The sequence below is a fragment of the Thioclava sp. F42-5 genome, from assembly GCF_002213195.1.
GTDB lineage: Bacteria > Pseudomonadota > Alphaproteobacteria > Rhodobacterales > Rhodobacteraceae > Thioclava > Thioclava nitratireducens.
The window spans coordinates 1,116,367-1,133,010 of sequence record NZ_NBNZ01000001.1; the positions used below are offsets into that span (position 1 = coordinate 1,116,367).

17 protein-coding genes are annotated in these 16,644 nt (G+C 62.5%); 7 read left to right on the forward strand and 10 right to left on the reverse strand.

Features of this window, described 5'->3' with window-relative positions; all coding sequences use genetic code 11:
• Positions 1–3 precede the first annotated feature (3 nt).
• From B6V74_RS05135 to B6V74_RS05155, 5 genes are all read right to left on the reverse strand, one after another.
• Positions 4–879 (reverse strand): metallophosphoesterase, encoded by an 876-nt coding sequence (locus tag B6V74_RS05135; protein ID WP_088722149.1) that lies wholly within the window; start codon positions 877–879, stop codon positions 4–6.
• 68 nt (positions 880–947) lie between these two features.
• Complete coding sequence (locus tag B6V74_RS05140) at positions 948–2,513, reverse strand: ABC transporter substrate-binding protein (protein ID WP_088722150.1); 1,566 nt, start codon at positions 2,511–2,513, stop codon at positions 948–950.
• Positions 2,514–2,576: 63 nt separating this feature from the next.
• A complete protein-coding gene (locus B6V74_RS05145) occupies positions 2,577–3,458 on the reverse strand; it encodes an ABC transporter permease (protein ID WP_240497053.1) in 882 nt (293 codons plus the stop codon).
• A gap of 4 nt (positions 3,459–3,462) precedes the next feature.
• Positions 3,463–4,392 carry an ABC transporter permease gene (locus B6V74_RS05150; RefSeq protein WP_088722151.1) on the reverse strand — a complete coding sequence of 310 codons (930 nt, stop codon included), beginning with the start codon at positions 4,390–4,392 and terminating at the stop codon, positions 3,463–3,465.
• Positions 4,386–5,147 carry an HAD family hydrolase gene (locus B6V74_RS05155; protein ID WP_088722152.1) on the reverse strand — a complete coding sequence of 254 codons (762 nt, stop codon included), beginning with the start codon at positions 5,145–5,147 and terminating at the stop codon, positions 4,386–4,388. Before B6V74_RS05155 ends, B6V74_RS05150 begins: the two co-directional genes overlap by 7 nt.
• A gap of 167 nt (positions 5,148–5,314) precedes the next feature.
• Between B6V74_RS05155 and B6V74_RS05160 the strand changes: the two genes are divergently transcribed.
• On the forward strand, positions 5,315–6,217 hold the full coding sequence (locus B6V74_RS05160) for a LysR family transcriptional regulator (protein ID WP_240497054.1): 903 nt from the start codon (positions 5,315–5,317) through the stop codon (positions 6,215–6,217).
• Between the two features lie 188 nt (positions 6,218–6,405).
• Here B6V74_RS05160 and B6V74_RS05165 read toward each other — a convergent pair whose 3' ends face one another.
• The 3 genes from B6V74_RS05165 to B6V74_RS05175 are packed head-to-tail and all read right to left on the reverse strand — an operon-like array spanning position 6,406 to position 8,902.
• A complete protein-coding gene (locus B6V74_RS05165; RefSeq protein ID WP_088722153.1) occupies positions 6,406–8,139 on the reverse strand; it encodes an ABC transporter ATP-binding protein in 1,734 nt (577 codons plus the stop codon).
• Entirely contained in the window at positions 8,136–8,627 is a 492-nt protein-coding gene (locus B6V74_RS05170; RefSeq protein WP_088722154.1) for a lasso peptide biosynthesis B2 protein, read from the reverse strand. Before B6V74_RS05170 ends, B6V74_RS05165 begins: the two co-directional genes overlap by 4 nt.
• Positions 8,628–8,632: 5 nt before the next feature.
• Positions 8,633–8,902 carry a PqqD family peptide modification chaperone gene (locus tag B6V74_RS05175; protein ID WP_088722155.1) on the reverse strand — a complete coding sequence of 90 codons (270 nt, stop codon included), beginning with the start codon at positions 8,900–8,902 and terminating at the stop codon, positions 8,633–8,635.
• A 138-nt stretch (positions 8,903–9,040) separates the two neighbouring features.
• Between B6V74_RS05175 and B6V74_RS05180 the strand changes: the two genes are divergently transcribed.
• Positions 9,041–9,943 (forward strand): hypothetical protein, encoded by a 903-nt coding sequence (locus B6V74_RS05180; RefSeq protein ID WP_088722156.1) that lies wholly within the window; start codon positions 9,041–9,043, stop codon positions 9,941–9,943.
• Entirely contained in the window at positions 9,944–10,804 is an 861-nt protein-coding gene (locus B6V74_RS05185) for a sulfotransferase domain-containing protein (protein WP_088722157.1), read from the forward strand.
• Here the strand turns inward: B6V74_RS05185 and B6V74_RS05190 are convergent.
• Positions 10,801–12,702 (reverse strand): asparagine synthetase B family protein, encoded by a 1,902-nt coding sequence (locus B6V74_RS05190; RefSeq protein WP_088722158.1) that lies wholly within the window; start codon positions 12,700–12,702, stop codon positions 10,801–10,803. The two genes, B6V74_RS05185 and B6V74_RS05190, sit on opposite strands and share 4 nt — an antisense overlap.
• The gene (locus B6V74_RS05195; protein ID WP_168184181.1) at positions 12,699–13,985 is read right to left on the reverse strand and encodes a nucleotidyltransferase family protein; all 1,287 of its coding nucleotides are present in this window, start codon (positions 13,983–13,985) and stop codon (positions 12,699–12,701) included. The genes B6V74_RS05190 and B6V74_RS05195 overlap by 4 nt, the downstream gene beginning before the upstream one ends.
• 194 nt (positions 13,986–14,179) lie before the next feature.
• On the opposite strand from B6V74_RS05195, the gene B6V74_RS18920 reads away from it, so the two are divergent.
• The 4 genes from B6V74_RS18920 to B6V74_RS05210 all read left to right on the forward strand — a co-directional run.
• Positions 14,180–14,338, forward strand: coding sequence for a hypothetical protein (locus B6V74_RS18920; RefSeq protein ID WP_168184182.1), 159 nt, complete (start codon positions 14,180–14,182; stop codon positions 14,336–14,338).
• 659 nt (positions 14,339–14,997) lie between these two features.
• A complete protein-coding gene (locus B6V74_RS05200; RefSeq protein WP_088722207.1) occupies positions 14,998–15,753 on the forward strand; it encodes a glycosyltransferase family 2 protein in 756 nt (251 codons plus the stop codon).
• Between the two features lie 293 nt (positions 15,754–16,046).
• Complete coding sequence (locus tag B6V74_RS05205) at positions 16,047–16,400, forward strand: MarR family EPS-associated transcriptional regulator (protein ID WP_088722160.1); 354 nt, start codon at positions 16,047–16,049, stop codon at positions 16,398–16,400.
• 68 nt (positions 16,401–16,468) lie between these two features.
• Positions 16,469–16,644: adenosylhomocysteinase (locus B6V74_RS05210; protein ID WP_146694518.1), on the forward strand; the 176-nt coding region annotated here is incomplete at its 3' end.

Below are 16,644 nucleotides of genomic sequence, written 5' to 3' on the forward strand. Positions count from 1 at the left end.
GGATCAACTCGCGGCTGCGGCAGCGCGGCGGACGCGTGCCTCGGGGTGGTCGGCGAAGGACGGCAGCGGGGGCGTCCAGCGGCGATGGCGGGGAGTGGTCTCGAAGGAGAAGGGATCGTCGCCCACGACCTCCCAGCGGAAACTGTCGCCCAGTTCGATCATCCCCATCGCGCCGGCGGCTTCGCCCTCGGTGGTGAAGCTCTCGGTCAGCGATTGCTGGGTCAGATGGGTGATGCCGTCGACCGTGGTGACGGTGTTCCAATGCACGTGGCCTGCGAGGCAGACGACCGGCACCTTCGCACGCGAGAGCGCGGCACGGGCACGCTCGGCCATCGGATAGGTCGAGCTGGCGGGGTTGTTCTCGAAATAATAGTTGCCCAGCTGCGAATGGCCCGAGATCGGCACGTGGCTGACCACGAGCGTCGGACGATCACTCGCCTGCATGGTGCGCGAGAGCCAGATCACGTCAGGCTCGGTCAGCACGAAGCCGGAATAGTCGGGCATCCGGCGGATACGCGTATCGGCGCGCCACAGGACGATGCGCCAGCCGCCGATATCGACCACCCTGTGATCGAGCGTCTGGCCGAGGATCCCTTCGTTATCCGAGACCTCCAGATGATCGCGATCATGGTTGCCGTTGAGATGCAGGATCGGGGCCTCGACGGCGCGGAAGGCCTCGGCCACCTCGGCTTCCAGACGCAGGTCGGTGTCGCGGTTCTCATCCGAGATCCGGTCCCCGAGATCGAGCACCAGATCGGCGCCGCCGTCGCGAACGTAACGGGCGAAGTCTTCCATCAGGGGCAGCGCCATGTCGCCGCGCTTCGCGGTCGAGGGTTTGCCATGGTGGATATCGGTGACGATGGCGATACGGGTGGACATGCTGAAACTTTCCAAAGAGTGGGGGAAGGTGCCCGCCGCCGCGCGCAAGCGGCGACGGGCGGGGGGCGTTAGTTGGAGGCGAAGGAGATCGCCCCGGCGCGGAAGTCGAGCACATAGGGGATGTGGCCGGGCTTCGGCGCCCAAGCGATATCCTTGCGCATCGCCCAGCTCTCATAGGGACGATAGAGCGGCAGCACCGGCGGGTCCTGCTTGATGCGATCCATCAGCTCGGCATAGGCGGCGCGACGATCCGCGACATCCTTGGAGAAGCGGAACTTGTCCCAGGTCTTGCGATAGGCTTCGTCGGTGGTGAAGCGACCTTCCGATTCCGAAGCCGCATCCGGAGCCCACATCACGCCAAACGAGCCGAAGGGGTCCGCGAAATACATCGGGTTCGACCAGTTGCGGGTCATCATGTCCTTGCTGTTGCCGGTCCATTTCTCGGCGACGTTCACCTTGCCCTTGATGCCGACCTGCGCCCACATCTCGACGATGGCCTGCGCGGCCAGAAGACCGTTGGTGTAATAGACCGGGTCGGTGTCATAGGTGATCTCGAACCCGTCATAGCCAGCCTCTTTCAGCAGTTCGCGGGCCTTCTCGGGGTTGTATTCGAAGGTCTTCAGCTCCGGCATGTAGAGATCGCCGTATTCCTTCATCGTGTGGGTCGAGGGAACGACGGCCTTGCCCAGCCAGAGCGCCTCGTTCAACGCCTCGCGGTCGATCGCGAGGCTGAGCGCCTGACGGATGCGCGGGTCGCGCAGCTTGGGATGGTTGGTGTTCATGATCATGACGTGGAACAGCGGCGTGACGCTGCCCGCGGCCTTGATGCTCGGATCGGCTTCGATCAGCGACAGCTGGTCGGGTGCGACATTGGTGATCATGTCGACTTCGCCGGTCTTCAGCGCGGTGATCCGCGAGGCGGTTTCCGGGATATGGATCACGGAGACCTTTTCGAGCGGCGCCTTGTCGCCCCAGAAATTGTCGAAGCGGGTATAGACCACGCGCTCGCCGGGGCTGAATTCGCTGATCGCATAGGGACCGGTGCCGACCGGAGCCATCGAGAAGGCTTCGTAATCGCTGTCCTCGGCGACGTTCGGATCGCCGGTCAGGCCCTTGGTGTAGTCTTCGGGGATGATCATGACCTGCTGCAGGTTCACGAGCGTTTCCCAAAGCGGCTCTTCGCGCTTCACCGTGATGCGGATGGTGTAATCGTCGACCTTCTCGGCTTTCTCGAAGTTGTTCAGACGGTCCTTCGAGCGCACCATGTAGGGCGGGAACGTGGCCTGATACATGCGGTTGAGCGAGAAGACCACGTCATCGGCAGTCATCGCTTCGCCGTTCTGGAAAGTAACGCCCTGACGGAGCTTGAACTCCATGACCTTGGGCGAAACGAGGTTCCATTCGGTCGCCAGACCGGGGCGCCATTCGCCGCCGATCTTCTCGTGATCCTTGTCGATCAGCGTGTCGAAGGTGTTGTAGTAGAACTGCGAGCCGACATTCGAGTGGTCGCGGCCGGGATCGAGATATTTGGCGACGTTGGCAGCGCCGACTTTCAGTTCGCGGGCCTGAGCCCCCGTGACGCCAGCGGCAGCGATGCCGGCGGCAAGAGCGGTGGAAACGAGCAGTCTGAGCATGGGTCTCTCCATTGCAGGGTTTGACGACGGGCGCTTGCGGCCTTCTGTTCTTGTTGCGGGGTGTCAGCGTGCGCGCAGGCGCACGTCGACGCTGTCGCGTAACCAGTCACCGACCACCTGGACGGCGAAGGTCAGCAACACGATCAGCGCGGCGGGGACGATGACGATCCAGGGGGCGGTCGGCATGTAGTCGCGACCGATCCCGACCATCGAGCCAAGCGTCGCGGTCGGCGGCTGCACGCCGAGGCCGAGGAAGGACAGCGTGCTTTCCAGCAGCACGATATTCGACAGCGACAGCGTGAACTGGACCACCAGCGGCGAGACGATATTGGGCAGCAGGTGGGTGAAGGCGATGCGCCGCGGGCTGGCGCCGGCGGCGCGGGCGGCCTCGATGAAGGGCAGATGCATCAGGCGCCGCACGTCGCCGCGCACGATCCGGGCATATTGCTCCCAGCCGGCGAGGCCGAGGACGATGATCATCACCTGAAGCGAACTGCCGAAGATCGCCAGCGTGAACAGCGCAATCAGCGTGAAGGGCACCGCGATCTGGGTATCGACCGCCGACATGATCGCGGCATCGGTGCGTCCGCCGACCACGCCTGCCAGCAGCCCGAGCAGCCCGCCGACGAGAAGGCCCAACAGCGCTCCGAGGAATGCCAGCATCAGGGTCAGGCGCAATCCGTGCAGGCTGCGCGACAAGACATCCCGGCCCAGTTCGTCCGTGCCCAGCGGATAGGCGATCTTCGCGCGATCGAAGCCGATCGGCGGACGCAGCCGCGAGAGCAGGCTTTGCGCATTGGGATCATGCGGCGCGATCAGCGGGCCGAGAATGGCCATGAGCAAGAGGGCCAGCCCGACCGCGAAGGCGATCTTCTGGATCGTGTTCGTGCCGGTCCAGAGGCGACGCAAGGCCGAAGGCGCGGGCAGATTGAGGGCCATGGTCATCGGGTCACCCTTTGAGTTGATGGCGCAGGCGCGGATCGGCCCAGGCGTAGGCAAGGTCGATGGCGGCGTTGATGAGGATGACGGCGATTGCGACGGTGATGACCCCGAACTGGAGCACCGGGTAGTCGCGCCGTATCGCCGAGGAGACGAGCAGGTCGCCGATGCCGGGCCAGGCGAAGATCGATTCCACCACCACCGAGCCGGAGGCGGCGAGCCCCGCGATCTGAAGACCGATTACCGACAGCAGCGTGATCGAGGCGTTGCGCAACCCGTGGCGCAGGATCACCGCGCGCTCGGGAAGGCCCTTGGCGCGGGCGGTGCGCATGAAGTCCTGCCCAAGCACGTCGAGCATGGCATTGCGAGTGAAGCGCGTGAGCGCCGCGATCAATACTCCCGACATCGCCAGCGTCGGCATGATGAAATGCAAAGGCGTTCCGTTGCCCACCACCGGCAGCCAGTTCAGCCAGTAGGCAAAGACCAAGACCATCACGACGGCGAGGATGAAGTTCGGCACCGCGTAGCCGAGGAAGGCCACGACCATCGCCGCGCTGCCCAGCCAGTGCTTGCGCCAGATCGCGGCGATCACACCCAAAGGCAGCGACACCACGAGCGTGAGCCCGATCGCCGACAGCAGAAGCTGCGCCGAGGGCCACAAGCGCTCCGCCACGATCTCGATCACGGGTCGGCGCTCGATGAAAGAGAGGCCGAAATTCCCATCAAGGAAGGCGCGCAGGAAGGCGAAGTATTGGTCCCAGAGCGACCGGTCGAGCTCGTAATAGCGGATCAGGATCTCGCGGTCTTCTTGAGTCATGCCCTCGCCCGCGAGGAAATCGATCGCGTTCCCGGACAGACGCGTGGCGAAGAACACGAGCGTGACGATGACGAAGAAGGTCAGCGCCATCCGGACGAGGGTGCGCAGGGTGTAGCTCAGCATGTCACGATCTCCTGGGCGAGGGTCACGCCGCCCGGCCGGGCGAGCAGGACGAACTCGACCCCGGCGGCGGCGGCGGCGCGCCCGTCTGTTTCGGGCGTATCGCCGAGAAAGACCGCAGCACCCGGTGCGACGCCTGCGCGCGAGAGCGCGGCGTGAACCAGATCGGGCGCGGGCTTGGCGAGGCTCGATGCGGTGGCGGCGGGCACTGCGGCGCGCGCCGCGGCCCAAAGCGCACCGGTTTCGGGACGGGGCGTGCCGTCCGGGCCGGGATGGAACGTGTCAGGATTGCTCAGCAGCACCGGCAGGCCTCGCGCGGCCATCGCGGTCAGCTGGGTCAAGTCGGCGAAGCTGAAGCCGGTGTCGCGCGCCAGCAGCACCAGCTCGGGCTGCGCACGGTCGGGCACCAGCCCGAGCTTGCGCGCCAGTGCCACAAGCGGCGGCGCAGCGAAGAGCGCGACGCGGGCGCCGGGGCGACGGCGCTGCAGATTGCGAAGCGTTTCCTCCCCCGCCAGCACCATGCGCTCTGCCGCTACCGCGAGCCCCATCAGGCCGAGCCGGGCCGACAGGTGCTCGGCCGTGTCTGTGGAATTGTTCGAGACGACCCAAAGCCGCTCGCCGCAGCGCGCGATCAGCTCGGGCACGCCGGGCAGCACGCGGTCCCCAGCGATCAGACAGCCATCGAGATCGGCCAGGATCGCGGCACGCTCGGGGAGCGGCCCTGACAGGAACTCGGACAATCCGACAGGCTGGGTCATGGGCAAATCCTCTCCGTTCGGGGCCTCGGCCCCGTTCGCGCAATGCGCGTCAGTTCATGCGGTGATGGGGCGTCGCCCCGGACTGCTCACGGTTTGACGAGTTTCTGTGACGTGGGTGTTACATCTGCAAGCTAAGCCGTCGGATGATGAAAGCTTCGGTTGGATCTTTGGCGAGCGCCCTGTCGCTTTCCCGCCTGCGCTCGGTGACTGCGGTCGCCGAGGAGGGGTCTTTTTCGGCTGCCGCGCGCCGGCTGGGCGTGTCGCATTCCGCAGTCGCGCAGCAGATTCGCGACCTCGAGACCGCCTTCGGCGTGCGACTGTTCGATAAGCTCAACGGGACCCTCTGCGCGACGCCCCTATGCGAGCAACTTTGCGACATCGGCGCCCGGATGCGCGAGGCCGAGCATGACGCGCTGCGCATCCTCGAACGCCGAGGCCCGACTGGCAGACGCCGGCTGCGGGTCGGGCTGGGCAATTCCATGCCCGGCATCGCGATCGTCCACCAGCTTCTGCGCCAGCACCCTTCCCTGACGGTCTCGGTGGAAAGCGGCTCGCATCAGGACATCCTCGCGGCCTTGCTGCGGCGCGAGGTCGATGTCGCAGTGTTGCCCGATCTGCCAAACGATCGCCGGTTCCGCACCGCGCGCGTGCTCTCGCAGGAGGTGGTCGGCATCGTCGCCGCGGACAGCCCGACGGGATTGCGCGACGAGGTCAGCCTCGAAGACCTGGCGCGGCTGCCGCTGATCTTCCGGTCGCAGGGATCCTCGACGCAAAAAGTCGTCGACCGCGCCTTCCGCGCCGCCGGCCTGTCCCCCGAGCCGCAGCTGATCGCAGACACCCGCGACGCAGTTTATGAGGCCGTGGCCCTGGGCATCGGTGTCGGCTTCATGTGGCGCTTCGGCACTTATCGAACCGATACCGTGCGGCGGCTGCGGATCCGGGACATCCGGTCGACGGTGGACGAGGTCGTGTTCGCCCTGAAGGACGAAAGAAACGAGCTGATCGAGCTGTTCTTCAACGCCGCCGGTCAGGTCGATCCGGCCGGAGCTGCAGGCCCTGAGATCAATTGAGAATTGGTGCACCGAAGCCTAAGTGCCGTGGCCTAGACCGACGCAGCGACGCGTTCGGAAAGCAGCGCCGGGGTTTCTTCGGGAAAAGCTAGCTACATGACAGACTATAGCTAGCTTTCTTGAACGGTTGGATTGCAGGCGGGGCTCGGGATATTTTCCGTCGAGCTGGGCCGCCGCGACGGCAATATTCAGGACGTCAATTCGGCGCCGCGCAGCTCAGACCAACTGCCCATACGCGCGATGCGCCCGGCCTTCAATTCGATGACCTGATCGGCATGCTCGAGCGTGGCCAGACGATGTCCGATGAGCACGATGATCAGATCGCCATGCAGCCGCCGCAGAGCGTCGCGGATCGCGAGTTCATTCGCCGGGTCGAGCGCGCTGGTGGCCTCGTCCATGATCAGAAGCCTGGGCCGAGCCAGAAGCGCCCGAGCGATCGTCAGGCGCTGGCGCTCCCCTCCCGACAGGCGCATGCCATTTGCACCCACGACAGTGTCCAGCCCGTTCGGCAAGTCCCGCACGAAACCAGCCGCTGCCTTGTCCAATGCCTCCAGCAGCGCCTCTGTCGTCGCGGCCGGGTTACCCCACAACAGGTTGGCGCGGATCGTATCGTCAAAGAGGAACACCTCCTGTGGCACATAAGCCACCGATTGGCGCCACCTGACACGCATTTCTCCTCGCACGCGCACGCCGTCGATCAGCAAGTGGCCGGCATCCGGCTCGATCAACCCCATCAGCACATCGGCGAGGGTGCTCTTGCCAGCGCCAGACGGCCCGATGATCGCGGTCGTCGAGCCTGCCGGCAGCGTCAGATCGATCCCCGCCAGCGCGGGAGGGCTGCGCTCGTCATAGTGCAAGCCGACGTCCTGTAGGCCGATAGATTGCGCGACGTTCCAGCGCGCCGCCGTCTGCGCAGGAGCCGCTTCAGCATGGGCCGCGCTTCGCTCGAGGAAATCCAGCACCGCTGCCAGCGGCGGTTCAGCGCTGATAACGCGGTGCAACATCTGCTGGGCCGAGGCGAAAAGTGGCATCAGGCGGCTGAAGAAGAAGGTCAGCGCCACGAGTGCCGCCAGCGGAACCTGCAGATAGGACCAACCGATCAGGACATAGCCCGAGATCAGGACGGCCCCGATGATCTGCTGCGAGGCAGTTGTGAGGCTGGTGATGCGCCCCAGCTTCAGTTGCCCGGCCCGAACCCGGGAGATCGAGGCAATCAGCCGTTCGATGTGGCGGTCATCCGTCGACAATGCCTTTAGCGTCTTCAATCCGCTGACGCTGTGCTGAACGTCCGCAGTCATGGCACGATTTGCCTCGAGCTGCTGCCCCCCCAATTGATGAGCACGCGCCCGGATTCCCCGCATCGCCGCGAAGCCCACTCCTCCAGCCACCGCGGTCAGCGCCGCCATGGACGGTGACACGACCGCTGCCGCCACGAGATAGGCGACAGCCGCAGACAGGCTGGTGACCAGCGTGATGCCGGAGTGCAGCCCGTTCCCAATCCGGTTCACGTCAGTCATGACCAGCGACATGTAATCGCTGTGCTTCTGGCGCGTCAGCCACCGCCAGTCCGCACGGTTGAGATGACGGATGCAGTCGCCCCGGAAACGATCGACGACGTCGTGCTGCAATCGGAGCCCTTGAAGGTCACGTCCGTATTGGATCGCGCTCCGCAGCGCCACCGCCCCCACGAAAAGTCCGAGGACGACAGCGGGCGTAAGCGGCAGCCCTGTCGCCGCGAGGCCATCGACAAGCCGCGAGGCCACCGCATTGTCGAACTCGGCACCGCTCATGGCGGAAAGCAGAGGCACCAGGAGGATAAGACCGACCCCATCGGTGAGGCTGCTTGCGGCCAGGAGCGCGGCAAACACCCACAGGCGCCAACGTGGCACGCGCCGCAAGGCCTGACGCCACGGGGCGATCATGCGTCTTGCCCTGTCATGGGCGCATGATTGGCAAACATTCGCACCACGGTGAAGTCTCCGAAACTCGCGCCCCCGGTCACGGGCAAGCCCCCCGTCATCACCCAGGCATGCGCGTCGATATCACCCTGGACATCCGCAGAATGCCTCACCCCGAAAAAAAGTGTGTAGGGGATACCGTAGATCCCGAGCAGAAGACGGGCCACAAGCGCTTGCGGGAAGCAATTGGCAACCCAGGGCGAATATTTGACAGCCAGCGCAACGACCTGCCGGATCCGATATGCACGATGAAACTGTCGCGGCGTCGCAAGGGCAAGCCATGCATCAGCCCCAAAATCATGACCATAAGCCGTTGCGAGTCGTTTGTGCGACAGGCGCAGGATAGCCAGACGCGCCAGCCCCAGAAGCAGCCATGTCGGCCCTAGCCAGACGAGCACGAAGACGGGCGTGCGACACACGCTGCGCAGTTTTCGAGCTACCCGGCCGACCATCGACCTCAGGCCGGAGTGACGAGGCCGTTCTCGGCCAAGTTATCAAGGAAGACGGAAACATCTGCGCGTGCGGTCTCTGAATCGACCTCATAGACGGCACAGATAGCGTCAGTCAAAGAGGATACGGTTTGGGGCTTTTCCAATAGCTTCCAAATCAAAGTCCCGACACCACGAATGCCGAAGTAAGTCCCCTTTTCGATGTCCATCATGACGGTTTCATCGTCCATTGGCGTCGCCAGAGTTTTCTCGGACTGACGATACGCTTGTTCGGTCATCGTGATGTCTTTCTAAATCAACGTCGCTAAAAGGCACCGCTACAAGAGACCCTGCCGGGACGCAAGAACACCGGTGCTTGTCCCCCAAAACGAAAACCGTTAGCTCGGTCATCCGACCATCTCAGGCCAGAATATCCCATGACCTTTCAATACATTACCTACGGACTGGTCTTTGTCTCCGATCTGGAACTGCCGGAACTTCAATCCATATCCACCGAGAAAACCGTCGCGGACGTGGCAATCAAGTTCGGGCCGGTCCCTGCCGACGGGCTGCCCGGCGGCCGACAAATTTCGCCTTTCATCTGGGTCGGAGCAGACGATTTCTGGCTTGAAGTGCCGCAGGTCGCGCGCTTCCGGGTTTCGGACAAACGGCAGATCACGATCGATCCTGCAGCAGGCATCGATGAAGCTTCGATCCGGGTCTTCCTTTTGGGGTCGGGCTTGGGCGCTCTCCTGTTCCAGCGCGGGATGCTCATCCTGCACGGCAACGCGATCGAGATCGATGGCCAGTGCATGGTCTGCGTAGGTCCTTCCGGTGCTGGCAAATCGACCTTGGCCGCAGCCTTCGCCCAGCGCGGGTATCGGCTTCTCGCGGATGACGTTGTCCCGATTGATCCTGCCGGATGCGCCGTGCCGGGGTTTCCCCGTATTAAACTCTGGCAAGACACGGCTGACAAACTTGGCATCCAGACTGACGACCTGCAGCGTATCCGGCCCGAGCTGCAGAAATACAACCTGCCCACCCATACCGAATTCTGCGGAGACCCACGACCTGTGCGATGGATCTACCGGCTCTCACCTAATCATCAGAGCGACATTACCCTGACCCAGTTGACTGGGATCGAAAAGTTCAAGCGGCTACGAGAAAACACCTACCGACACCGGTTCATGGTGGGCATGTCACTGCAGGCAACCCATCTTGAGCAATGCGGCGCCCTTGCCAATCAGGCCCGGATGGCCCTGGCCGAACGGCCATCGGTTGGTTTCGAGATCGATCGCCTCGTCGATGCCTTGTTGGCGGATGTCAAAGGGCATTCATAAATGGGAGGGATCTACTGGCTCGCGTCATACCCCAAATCCGGCAACACATGGTTTCGCGCAGTGCTCGCCAACTACATGTCGGACAGCGAGGCACCGGTCGGTATCAATGAGCTGAATACCGGTGCCATCGCCAGCAGCCGTGGCTGGGTCGATGACGTCATCGGTTTCGACACGGCGGATTTGACCCAAGCGGAAGTGCAGTCGCTCCGCCCGCGGGTTTATCGCTGGGCAAGCCGCGACGACGCTGTCGGCTATCACAAGATCCATGATGCCTATAGCTGCGACGATGATGGCCGCCCCCTGGTCGATGACCTTGCGACGCTCGGAGCGATCTACTTGGTGCGCAATCCGCTAGACGTGGCCCCGTCGCTGGCCAATCACAATGGCATCGACATCGATGGTGCAATCTCGCTGATGGCCAATCCGAATCATGCGCTCGCCCGCGGCACCAAAAGTCTGAAGGACCAGTTGCTGCAAGTCATGGGGACATGGTCGGACCATGTAAACAGCTGGACCCGGGCGCCGGATCTGAACCTTATGATCCTGCGCTACGAAGACATGCTTGCAAAACCGACCGAAGCATTCGGGCAGGCCCTCACCTTCCTGGGGCTTTCGGTCGAGGCCACGCGCTTGGCACGGGCGATCGGCTTCAGCACATTCGACGCCCTGTCGGCGCAAGAGGCGCAAACCGGGTTTCGAGAGCGCCCGGGCAAAGCAGAGCGTTTCTTCCGCGAAGGCCGGGCGGGAAGCTGGCGCGAGGCGCTGACATCGGCGCAGGTAGACCGAATTATCGGCACGCATCACGACGTAATGACGCGCTTCGGCTATCTCGACGCCGAGGGCAATCTTCCGCTCCCCTAGATGTCGTTCCGACCCGCCAAAAAGCGGATGAACCGCGCCGTCGTCAACCCCCGGGACAGCGCAAGCGAAAGCGTCGCGGCATGGGCGGGCGTCAGCTCCGCCTGGCTTTCGGGCATGGTCTCCACCGCCCGCCTCAGGCGCTGAAGGTCGAGGCGCCCGGATACATCCGGATCATGGGTCAGCCAATCAAGCTCGTCGATGATCGCATCCCGGCGACCCTTGAGACGAATGAACCAGTCCGCCGCCTGCCGTCCTCGGCGGGTTTCCTTAAGGATCATTTCGGGCACCTTCCCCGCCAGCATCCGACGCGCTAGCCAGCGTGTGACTCCCCTTTTGCGATACTGTGTGGCAGGGATGCCGAAGCAATACTCGAGAAGCGGGCGATAGGCGGTGGGGTCGCGAGACGGCAGACCGTGCAACCGGTCCATGGCATACATCATGTCCCCGCCTTCCGTAGCGGCGTTCCCCATGAGGGTCCGCCGAAAACTCTCGACCGAGCGGATAGCCAATCCAAAGCGATCGACCCCGCTCCCAATGCTGCGTTCTGCGACCTTCATGTCGGCGGCAAATTCAGGGTGTATAGGGGACCAGCTGTCGAGCGGATCGTCGAACACGGCACCGCGCTTGCGCAACACGGCTCTTTGCTGCGCTGGTGACAGGAAGGGAAGCACCGCCTGCGCCACGACCCGGTGCGCAAGCTTGCGGCGCGGCCCGCCATGCCAAAGCTCGGATCCCGCACGCCCGATCCGTCGCTGCCGCAGCAAGTCCGGCAAAAGCCCGGTCCCGTCATAGCTGAATGTCAGGTTTCCAAGGGCGCCAGTCAGCAGAACATCAGCCCCGTCTGCCTTTGCTGCTTTGCGAATATCGTGAATCCAGTAAAGGTTGGCCCCGTTCCGCGGCGCCACTAATGCCGTTTCGAAAAGCTCGCGCTGACAATAGGAAAGCTCCCGGTCGCCGCCGGTGATCCAGCGGGGCGACAGTTCCGGATACATGGCCGCTAACGCTGTGACATGCGCCCGTTCGTCCCCGAAGGTGCCCGCAGCATCGCTTTCCTGCCAGTCATCGCGAGGCACGGAGGTATAGGACATCAAGTCTTGGCCTCGACGTGCCCGCATCGTGTAGGCGGCTACGGCCTGGCTGTCGAAGCCCCCCGAAAGGCTGATGGCCGGGCGTTCGAACCCATCAAGCATCTGTTCGACGCTTTCCGCAAACAGCGCGTCAGCGGCATCGACATAATCCTGGTCGTGTTTGAAACGGACAGGAGGAATATCGCCGATGTCGTAGTAGTGGCTAACCCTCACACCCTCTGGTGTCGCCTCAGCCCGCGCGCCTCTCGGGAGGCGGCTCACGCCCTCGAACCACCCGCGCTCCTCCTCGGAATAATTAAGATAGAGGCTGTCGGCGAGCTTCTGTTGATCGACACGACGTTCGACCAACCCAGTCGCAAAGATCGCACCCGGAGTGGAGGCGACAATCAGGCTTTCCGCGTCGGACCAGTAATAGAGGACGGGTGCCTGGATCGGACTGCGGACGAGGCAGACACGCTTTCCCCCGTCCTGAAGCAGGATCGCGGCATAGGCACCCGCAACGTGGGCCTCAGCATCCTCGCCCCAACGGAGGCGAGCCGCCGCGTAGAGGTCAGCCCCCGATGCCGCGGGGCAACCCAATTCAGCCCGCATTCGGGGAGCATTGTCGATCGCGCCGCAAAAGAGCAGGACATCGCCACTCGGCAGATGGGCAAGACTCTGCTCCCCGAAAGCAGTCCCGTGGGCGAGAACCGCATTGTGCTGAATCGACGCCTCCCCCGCCCTGCCCCCTTCGGACAAAGCAGCCGAAAGACGAGGGGCAAGCTGGCATAACGCCGATTGGTCGCCCCATCGCGTAAGAAGTGCGATCATCGCTCGCCTCCGGCCTCGGTGTGTAGCGGGGATCCCGCGGGGTGCTTCCGGCCCTCGGACAGGAAATTCGCGATGGCACGCAGGCTTTCGACGTCGCGAGTAGCGGTCCGGCTCATCCGGCTTCGCAGCATGCTCGGAAGACGTTGACTGAAAATCCGCTTCCAATGCGCGGGATAGCACAGCCACAGCATCGGAGACCCGGGCTTGAAGGGATACAATTTTGCAAGGTGCCCTCTGCTAGGGAAAATCCGTGCTTGGAGCTCGCGAATTCGGCCTGAGAGAGGCGACGTGGTGCTCAGGACTACCCTCAGCTTGGCGTCGCCGCGACTGTGAAAATCTTGCAAGAGGCTGCGTGCGGCATGTCGCACGACATCTGGCGCAGCATCGACCGCTTCTCGCGCTTCGCAATTCCACTCGACGCCCATATCCCCGCACAAGGTCTCGGCCAGCCTTAAACACAAGGCCGCGCCGGCTATGGCATCTTCATCTTCGGCCAATTTCCAGAAGAAAGGCCAGTCGATCGCAGAAGACGCCAACAGCCATTGGATATCCGCCACTCCAAGCGGCCCATTGTCGAAATTATGGTGGTAGGCAGCATGCACGCAGAGGTGCAGAAGAAAATCTTCGAGCCCCGGGAACATAAGCGTCTCACTCTGAAAGGACCTAATGATCGCCCGATCAAACAACTGCTGAAAGGTGGCCTGGTGGCCGGCGGACATGGCCCGTGTATAAGTCAACCGGAAATGTATCTCGACGATCCCACGACCGTCCCCGGCGCGAAGCGGAGGTAGGTGGTGGTCGCTCTCCAGAAACGCGGAAGGAATCCCCGGATACTTCGGGTGGCGCATAAACCCGGCGCGGATCATTACCTCGTAGGCCTCCAAAGCCTGCTCCATGGGCACAAAAATATCCAAGTCACGCATCGGCCGAAGCCCAGCCTCGGGATAGCAATAGAGCGAAAGAAACGCTCCCTTGAGAAACAGATGCGGAATGCCCGCGGCGTTTAGAATACGGTGTGCGTCGAGGATCATGCTTTGCATCGCCAATGTGCGAAACGTGGCATTTGTCCGCATGCGGCGGAGCGGCTCGCTCAGCGTCGTGGGGAAAAGAACATCGTCACCTCTGGCCTGAACCGCGTGCATGAGCAAGGGACCAACACGATGCTCCTGCGCCCGGGTCAGGACGATCTCGGCCTCGCCTTCCGTTAACGACACCTCCTTGGCACTTGGACGGTCGGCCGGCGCGAAAAGGAGATCGAGCAAGAGGTCTTTCAATTGGTCCATGGTCAAAATATCTCGTCCTTGGCGCTCAGGATGCATGCTGTTTGAATTACCGCACAACCCTGCGCCAAGCGTTCCAGATAGTGCCGGGTTTCTTGTTGCCAGCGCACGCCCCCGTGAGTTATCGAGGATGAGCTTGTCGCACGGGGCATCCAGACCGACAAGCCAACTTGGGCACCATATTTGCTGGGATCGACATGATCGACACTTTCGAAAAACTGCATAAACTCAACCAGGAACACGGCGAGGCTAAGCTGCCATACGCGCGTCCGGAACTTGTCACGGTTGACGTGAAAGATGTGACGGCCAACGGGTTTAACCCACTCACGGATGGAGCGATTGGTTCAGGATCCTAGGTTACGCTACCACCCAAACCCGTCGCGACGCAGTGGCTAAAGCGGCGCTTCAACCGCGGGAATGACAGCTCGCTGACGCGGTAACGTTGCTGGGAAGAAAACCAGTGCCCTCGGCGCCGCCGAGCTTCAGAACGCCCGTAGATAGATATGGAACACGAATATCTCGCAGTTCTCGGACAAGGGGTCTTCAACGCCAGCCAAAAGCACGCGCCCGAACTTGTTGCGTCAGTTCAAACGGCGGATGATGGCGGCAAGCCCGAGCTAAGTTTCCTGCGACTGACACCCGAACCCCGGGCCGGGACTAGGGCTGGGGCGCGGGCTAGGCCCAATGACATCTCGGTCTACTCCACGGCGATAGAGCGGACCGACAACCTGTCGATTTCTTCCTTCGTCGCTGGCTGGTCAGACCTAGGCTCTTGAGATGCCGCCTGGTGCGTAGTCACTCACGACGACCCCGGCGCGGTGATCTCGGGCTTGGTGTCGGCGATCAATTGCGACGACAGCCTGCCGCGACCCGAGGAGGAGCGACGGGATTTGGACTTATGCGGCGCGCGGAAGATAGCGCCGCCACGACACGGAGCAAGCAGGGCCCTGTTTCATCCTTCGCGGGGAGCGCCTATAGACGGGTTGAACAGATTTTTTTCCGGGCCGTCATTTTCATGAAGATCACCGTCATAACCGCCGTCTACAACTCTGAAGCCACCGTCGGCGAAGCTGTCGAGAGCGTCGGGCGGCAAACCCATCCCGAGCTCGAGCACCTCATCATTGAGGGGAAATCGAAGGACGGCTCGCTCGCCGCGATCGAACGCGCCGCCCATAACCGGATGGTCCTCGTCAGCGAGCCCGACATGGGGATCTATGATGCGCTCAACAAAGGCGTGACGAAAGCGTCCGGTGACATCGTCGGCTTCGTCCACAGCGACGACTTCCTCGCCCATGACGACGTGCTTTCCCGCGTCGCAGCCGCGTTTGAGGACCCGCGGGTCGAAGCGGTCTTCTCCAATCTCGATTATGTCTCGCAAGCTGACACGTCTAAGGTGGTGCGGCACTGGGCGACGGGCCCTTACAGCGCCGCGAAGCTCAAACGCGGTTGGATGCCGGCCCACCCGACCCTCTATCTCCGGCGCTCGGTCTACGAGCGCCTCGGCGGTTTCGACACCAGCTTCCGGATCGCGGCCGATTACGACTTCATCCTGCGCTATTTCTCGCAGGCGACCGGTCGCTCGGTCTATATCCCCGAGGTGCTCTACAAGATGCGTTTGGGCGGCGTGAGCAATCGCAACCTTGCGCGCATTCGCGAGAAGATGGGCGAAGACTGGCGCGCGATACGCGGCAACAATGTGGGCGGCGTGATGACGATTGCGAGCAAGAACTTTTCCAAGCTAGGGCAGTTCGTCGAGCGGCAGAAAGGCTGACTCACAGCGGGTTATGCCCAGAAACCCCATCTGGCTTCGCGCGTCGTTCTGCTTATTTGCGCACCTCCCACAGGCAGAAAAACTCCGGGCTCGACAAGCGCGACTTCACACGCCCGTGACTTTCCTTGCCGAATGACTGGATTTGCATAAACACCCTTTTAGCGGGTGCAGCGATCTGTTACCGCTCAAATTTGAACGATGTCGGATATTCGACCCAAAACTCTGAACGCCCCTTCCCTCAGGCTGACCCGAGTCAGCGCTGATGCGGTAGCCTGTCAGGATGGCAACTCCTGATGGCAGGCCAGCGCAGCACGGTTCAGGAAGATATCCGCTTTCGAGTTTTGCGCTTTCTCGAAGAAAACCCGGAAATGTCGCAGCGCGAGTTAGCAGAGGCAGTCGGCGTTAGCACGGGAAGTGCGAACTACGTGCTCAAGGCGCTCATTGAGAAAGGCTTCGTGAAGCTCGGGAACTTCAAGGCAGCGGAAGACAAGAGGCGTTACGCCTACCTGCTGACACCGAAGGGCGTGGCGGAAAAGACGGCGATTACGCAACGGTTCCTGGCAAGGAAGATGGCGGAGTTTGAGGCGCTTAAGGCGGAGATTGAAGAATTGCGTAGCAAAACTTTCGGGGACAGGCCGCAAGGCTAGAATCTCAATTGAACTTCTTCACGCCACATCTTCGCACCAGCCGGGAAATTGAAAATAAGGAATTCGAAGTGGTGAACGATTACGTCATCAAGGATATAGCTCTGGCCGAATATGGCCGCAAAGAGCTCGACATCGCCGAAACCGAAATGCCGGGCCTGATGGCCTGTCGCGCAGAATTCGGCGAGAGCAAACCGCTGAAAGGCGCGCGCATCGCGGGGTCGCTGCACATGACAGTGCAGACCGC

Coding starts and splice junctions, on each gene's coding strand:
- B6V74_RS05170 (WP_088722154.1), bottom strand. CDS start 8,627: ATGGTCGGCCGGGTAGCTCGAAAACTGCGCAGCGTGTGTCGCACGCCC.
- B6V74_RS05180 (WP_088722156.1), top strand. CDS start 9,041: ATGACCTTTCAATACATTACCTACGGACTGGTCTTTGTCTCCGATCTG.
- B6V74_RS05135 (WP_088722149.1), bottom strand. CDS start 879: ATGTCCACCCGTATCGCCATCGTCACCGATATCCACCATGGCAAACCC.
- B6V74_RS18920 (WP_168184182.1), top strand. CDS start 14,180: ATGATCGACACTTTCGAAAAACTGCATAAACTCAACCAGGAACACGGC.
- B6V74_RS05145 (WP_240497053.1), bottom strand. CDS start 3,458: ATGACCATGGCCCTCAATCTGCCCGCGCCTTCGGCCTTGCGTCGCCTC.
- B6V74_RS05200 (WP_088722207.1), top strand. CDS start 14,998: ATGAAGATCACCGTCATAACCGCCGTCTACAACTCTGAAGCCACCGTC.
- B6V74_RS05185 (WP_088722157.1), top strand. CDS start 9,944: ATGGGAGGGATCTACTGGCTCGCGTCATACCCCAAATCCGGCAACACA.
- B6V74_RS05140 (WP_088722150.1), bottom strand. CDS start 2,513: ATGCTCAGACTGCTCGTTTCCACCGCTCTTGCCGCCGGCATCGCTGCC.
- B6V74_RS05195 (WP_168184181.1), bottom strand. CDS start 13,985: ATGGACCAATTGAAAGACCTCTTGCTCGATCTCCTTTTCGCGCCGGCC.
- B6V74_RS05175 (WP_088722155.1), bottom strand. CDS start 8,902: ATGACCGAACAAGCGTATCGTCAGTCCGAGAAAACTCTGGCGACGCCA.
- B6V74_RS05165 (WP_088722153.1), bottom strand. CDS start 8,139: ATGATCGCCCCGTGGCGTCAGGCCTTGCGGCGCGTGCCACGTTGGCGC.
- B6V74_RS05205 (WP_088722160.1), top strand. CDS start 16,047: ATGGCAGGCCAGCGCAGCACGGTTCAGGAAGATATCCGCTTTCGAGTT.
- B6V74_RS05190 (WP_088722158.1), bottom strand. CDS start 12,702: ATGATCGCACTTCTTACGCGATGGGGCGACCAATCGGCGTTATGCCAG.
- B6V74_RS05155 (WP_088722152.1), bottom strand. CDS start 5,147: ATGACCCAGCCTGTCGGATTGTCCGAGTTCCTGTCAGGGCCGCTCCCC.
- B6V74_RS05150 (WP_088722151.1), bottom strand. CDS start 4,392: ATGCTGAGCTACACCCTGCGCACCCTCGTCCGGATGGCGCTGACCTTC.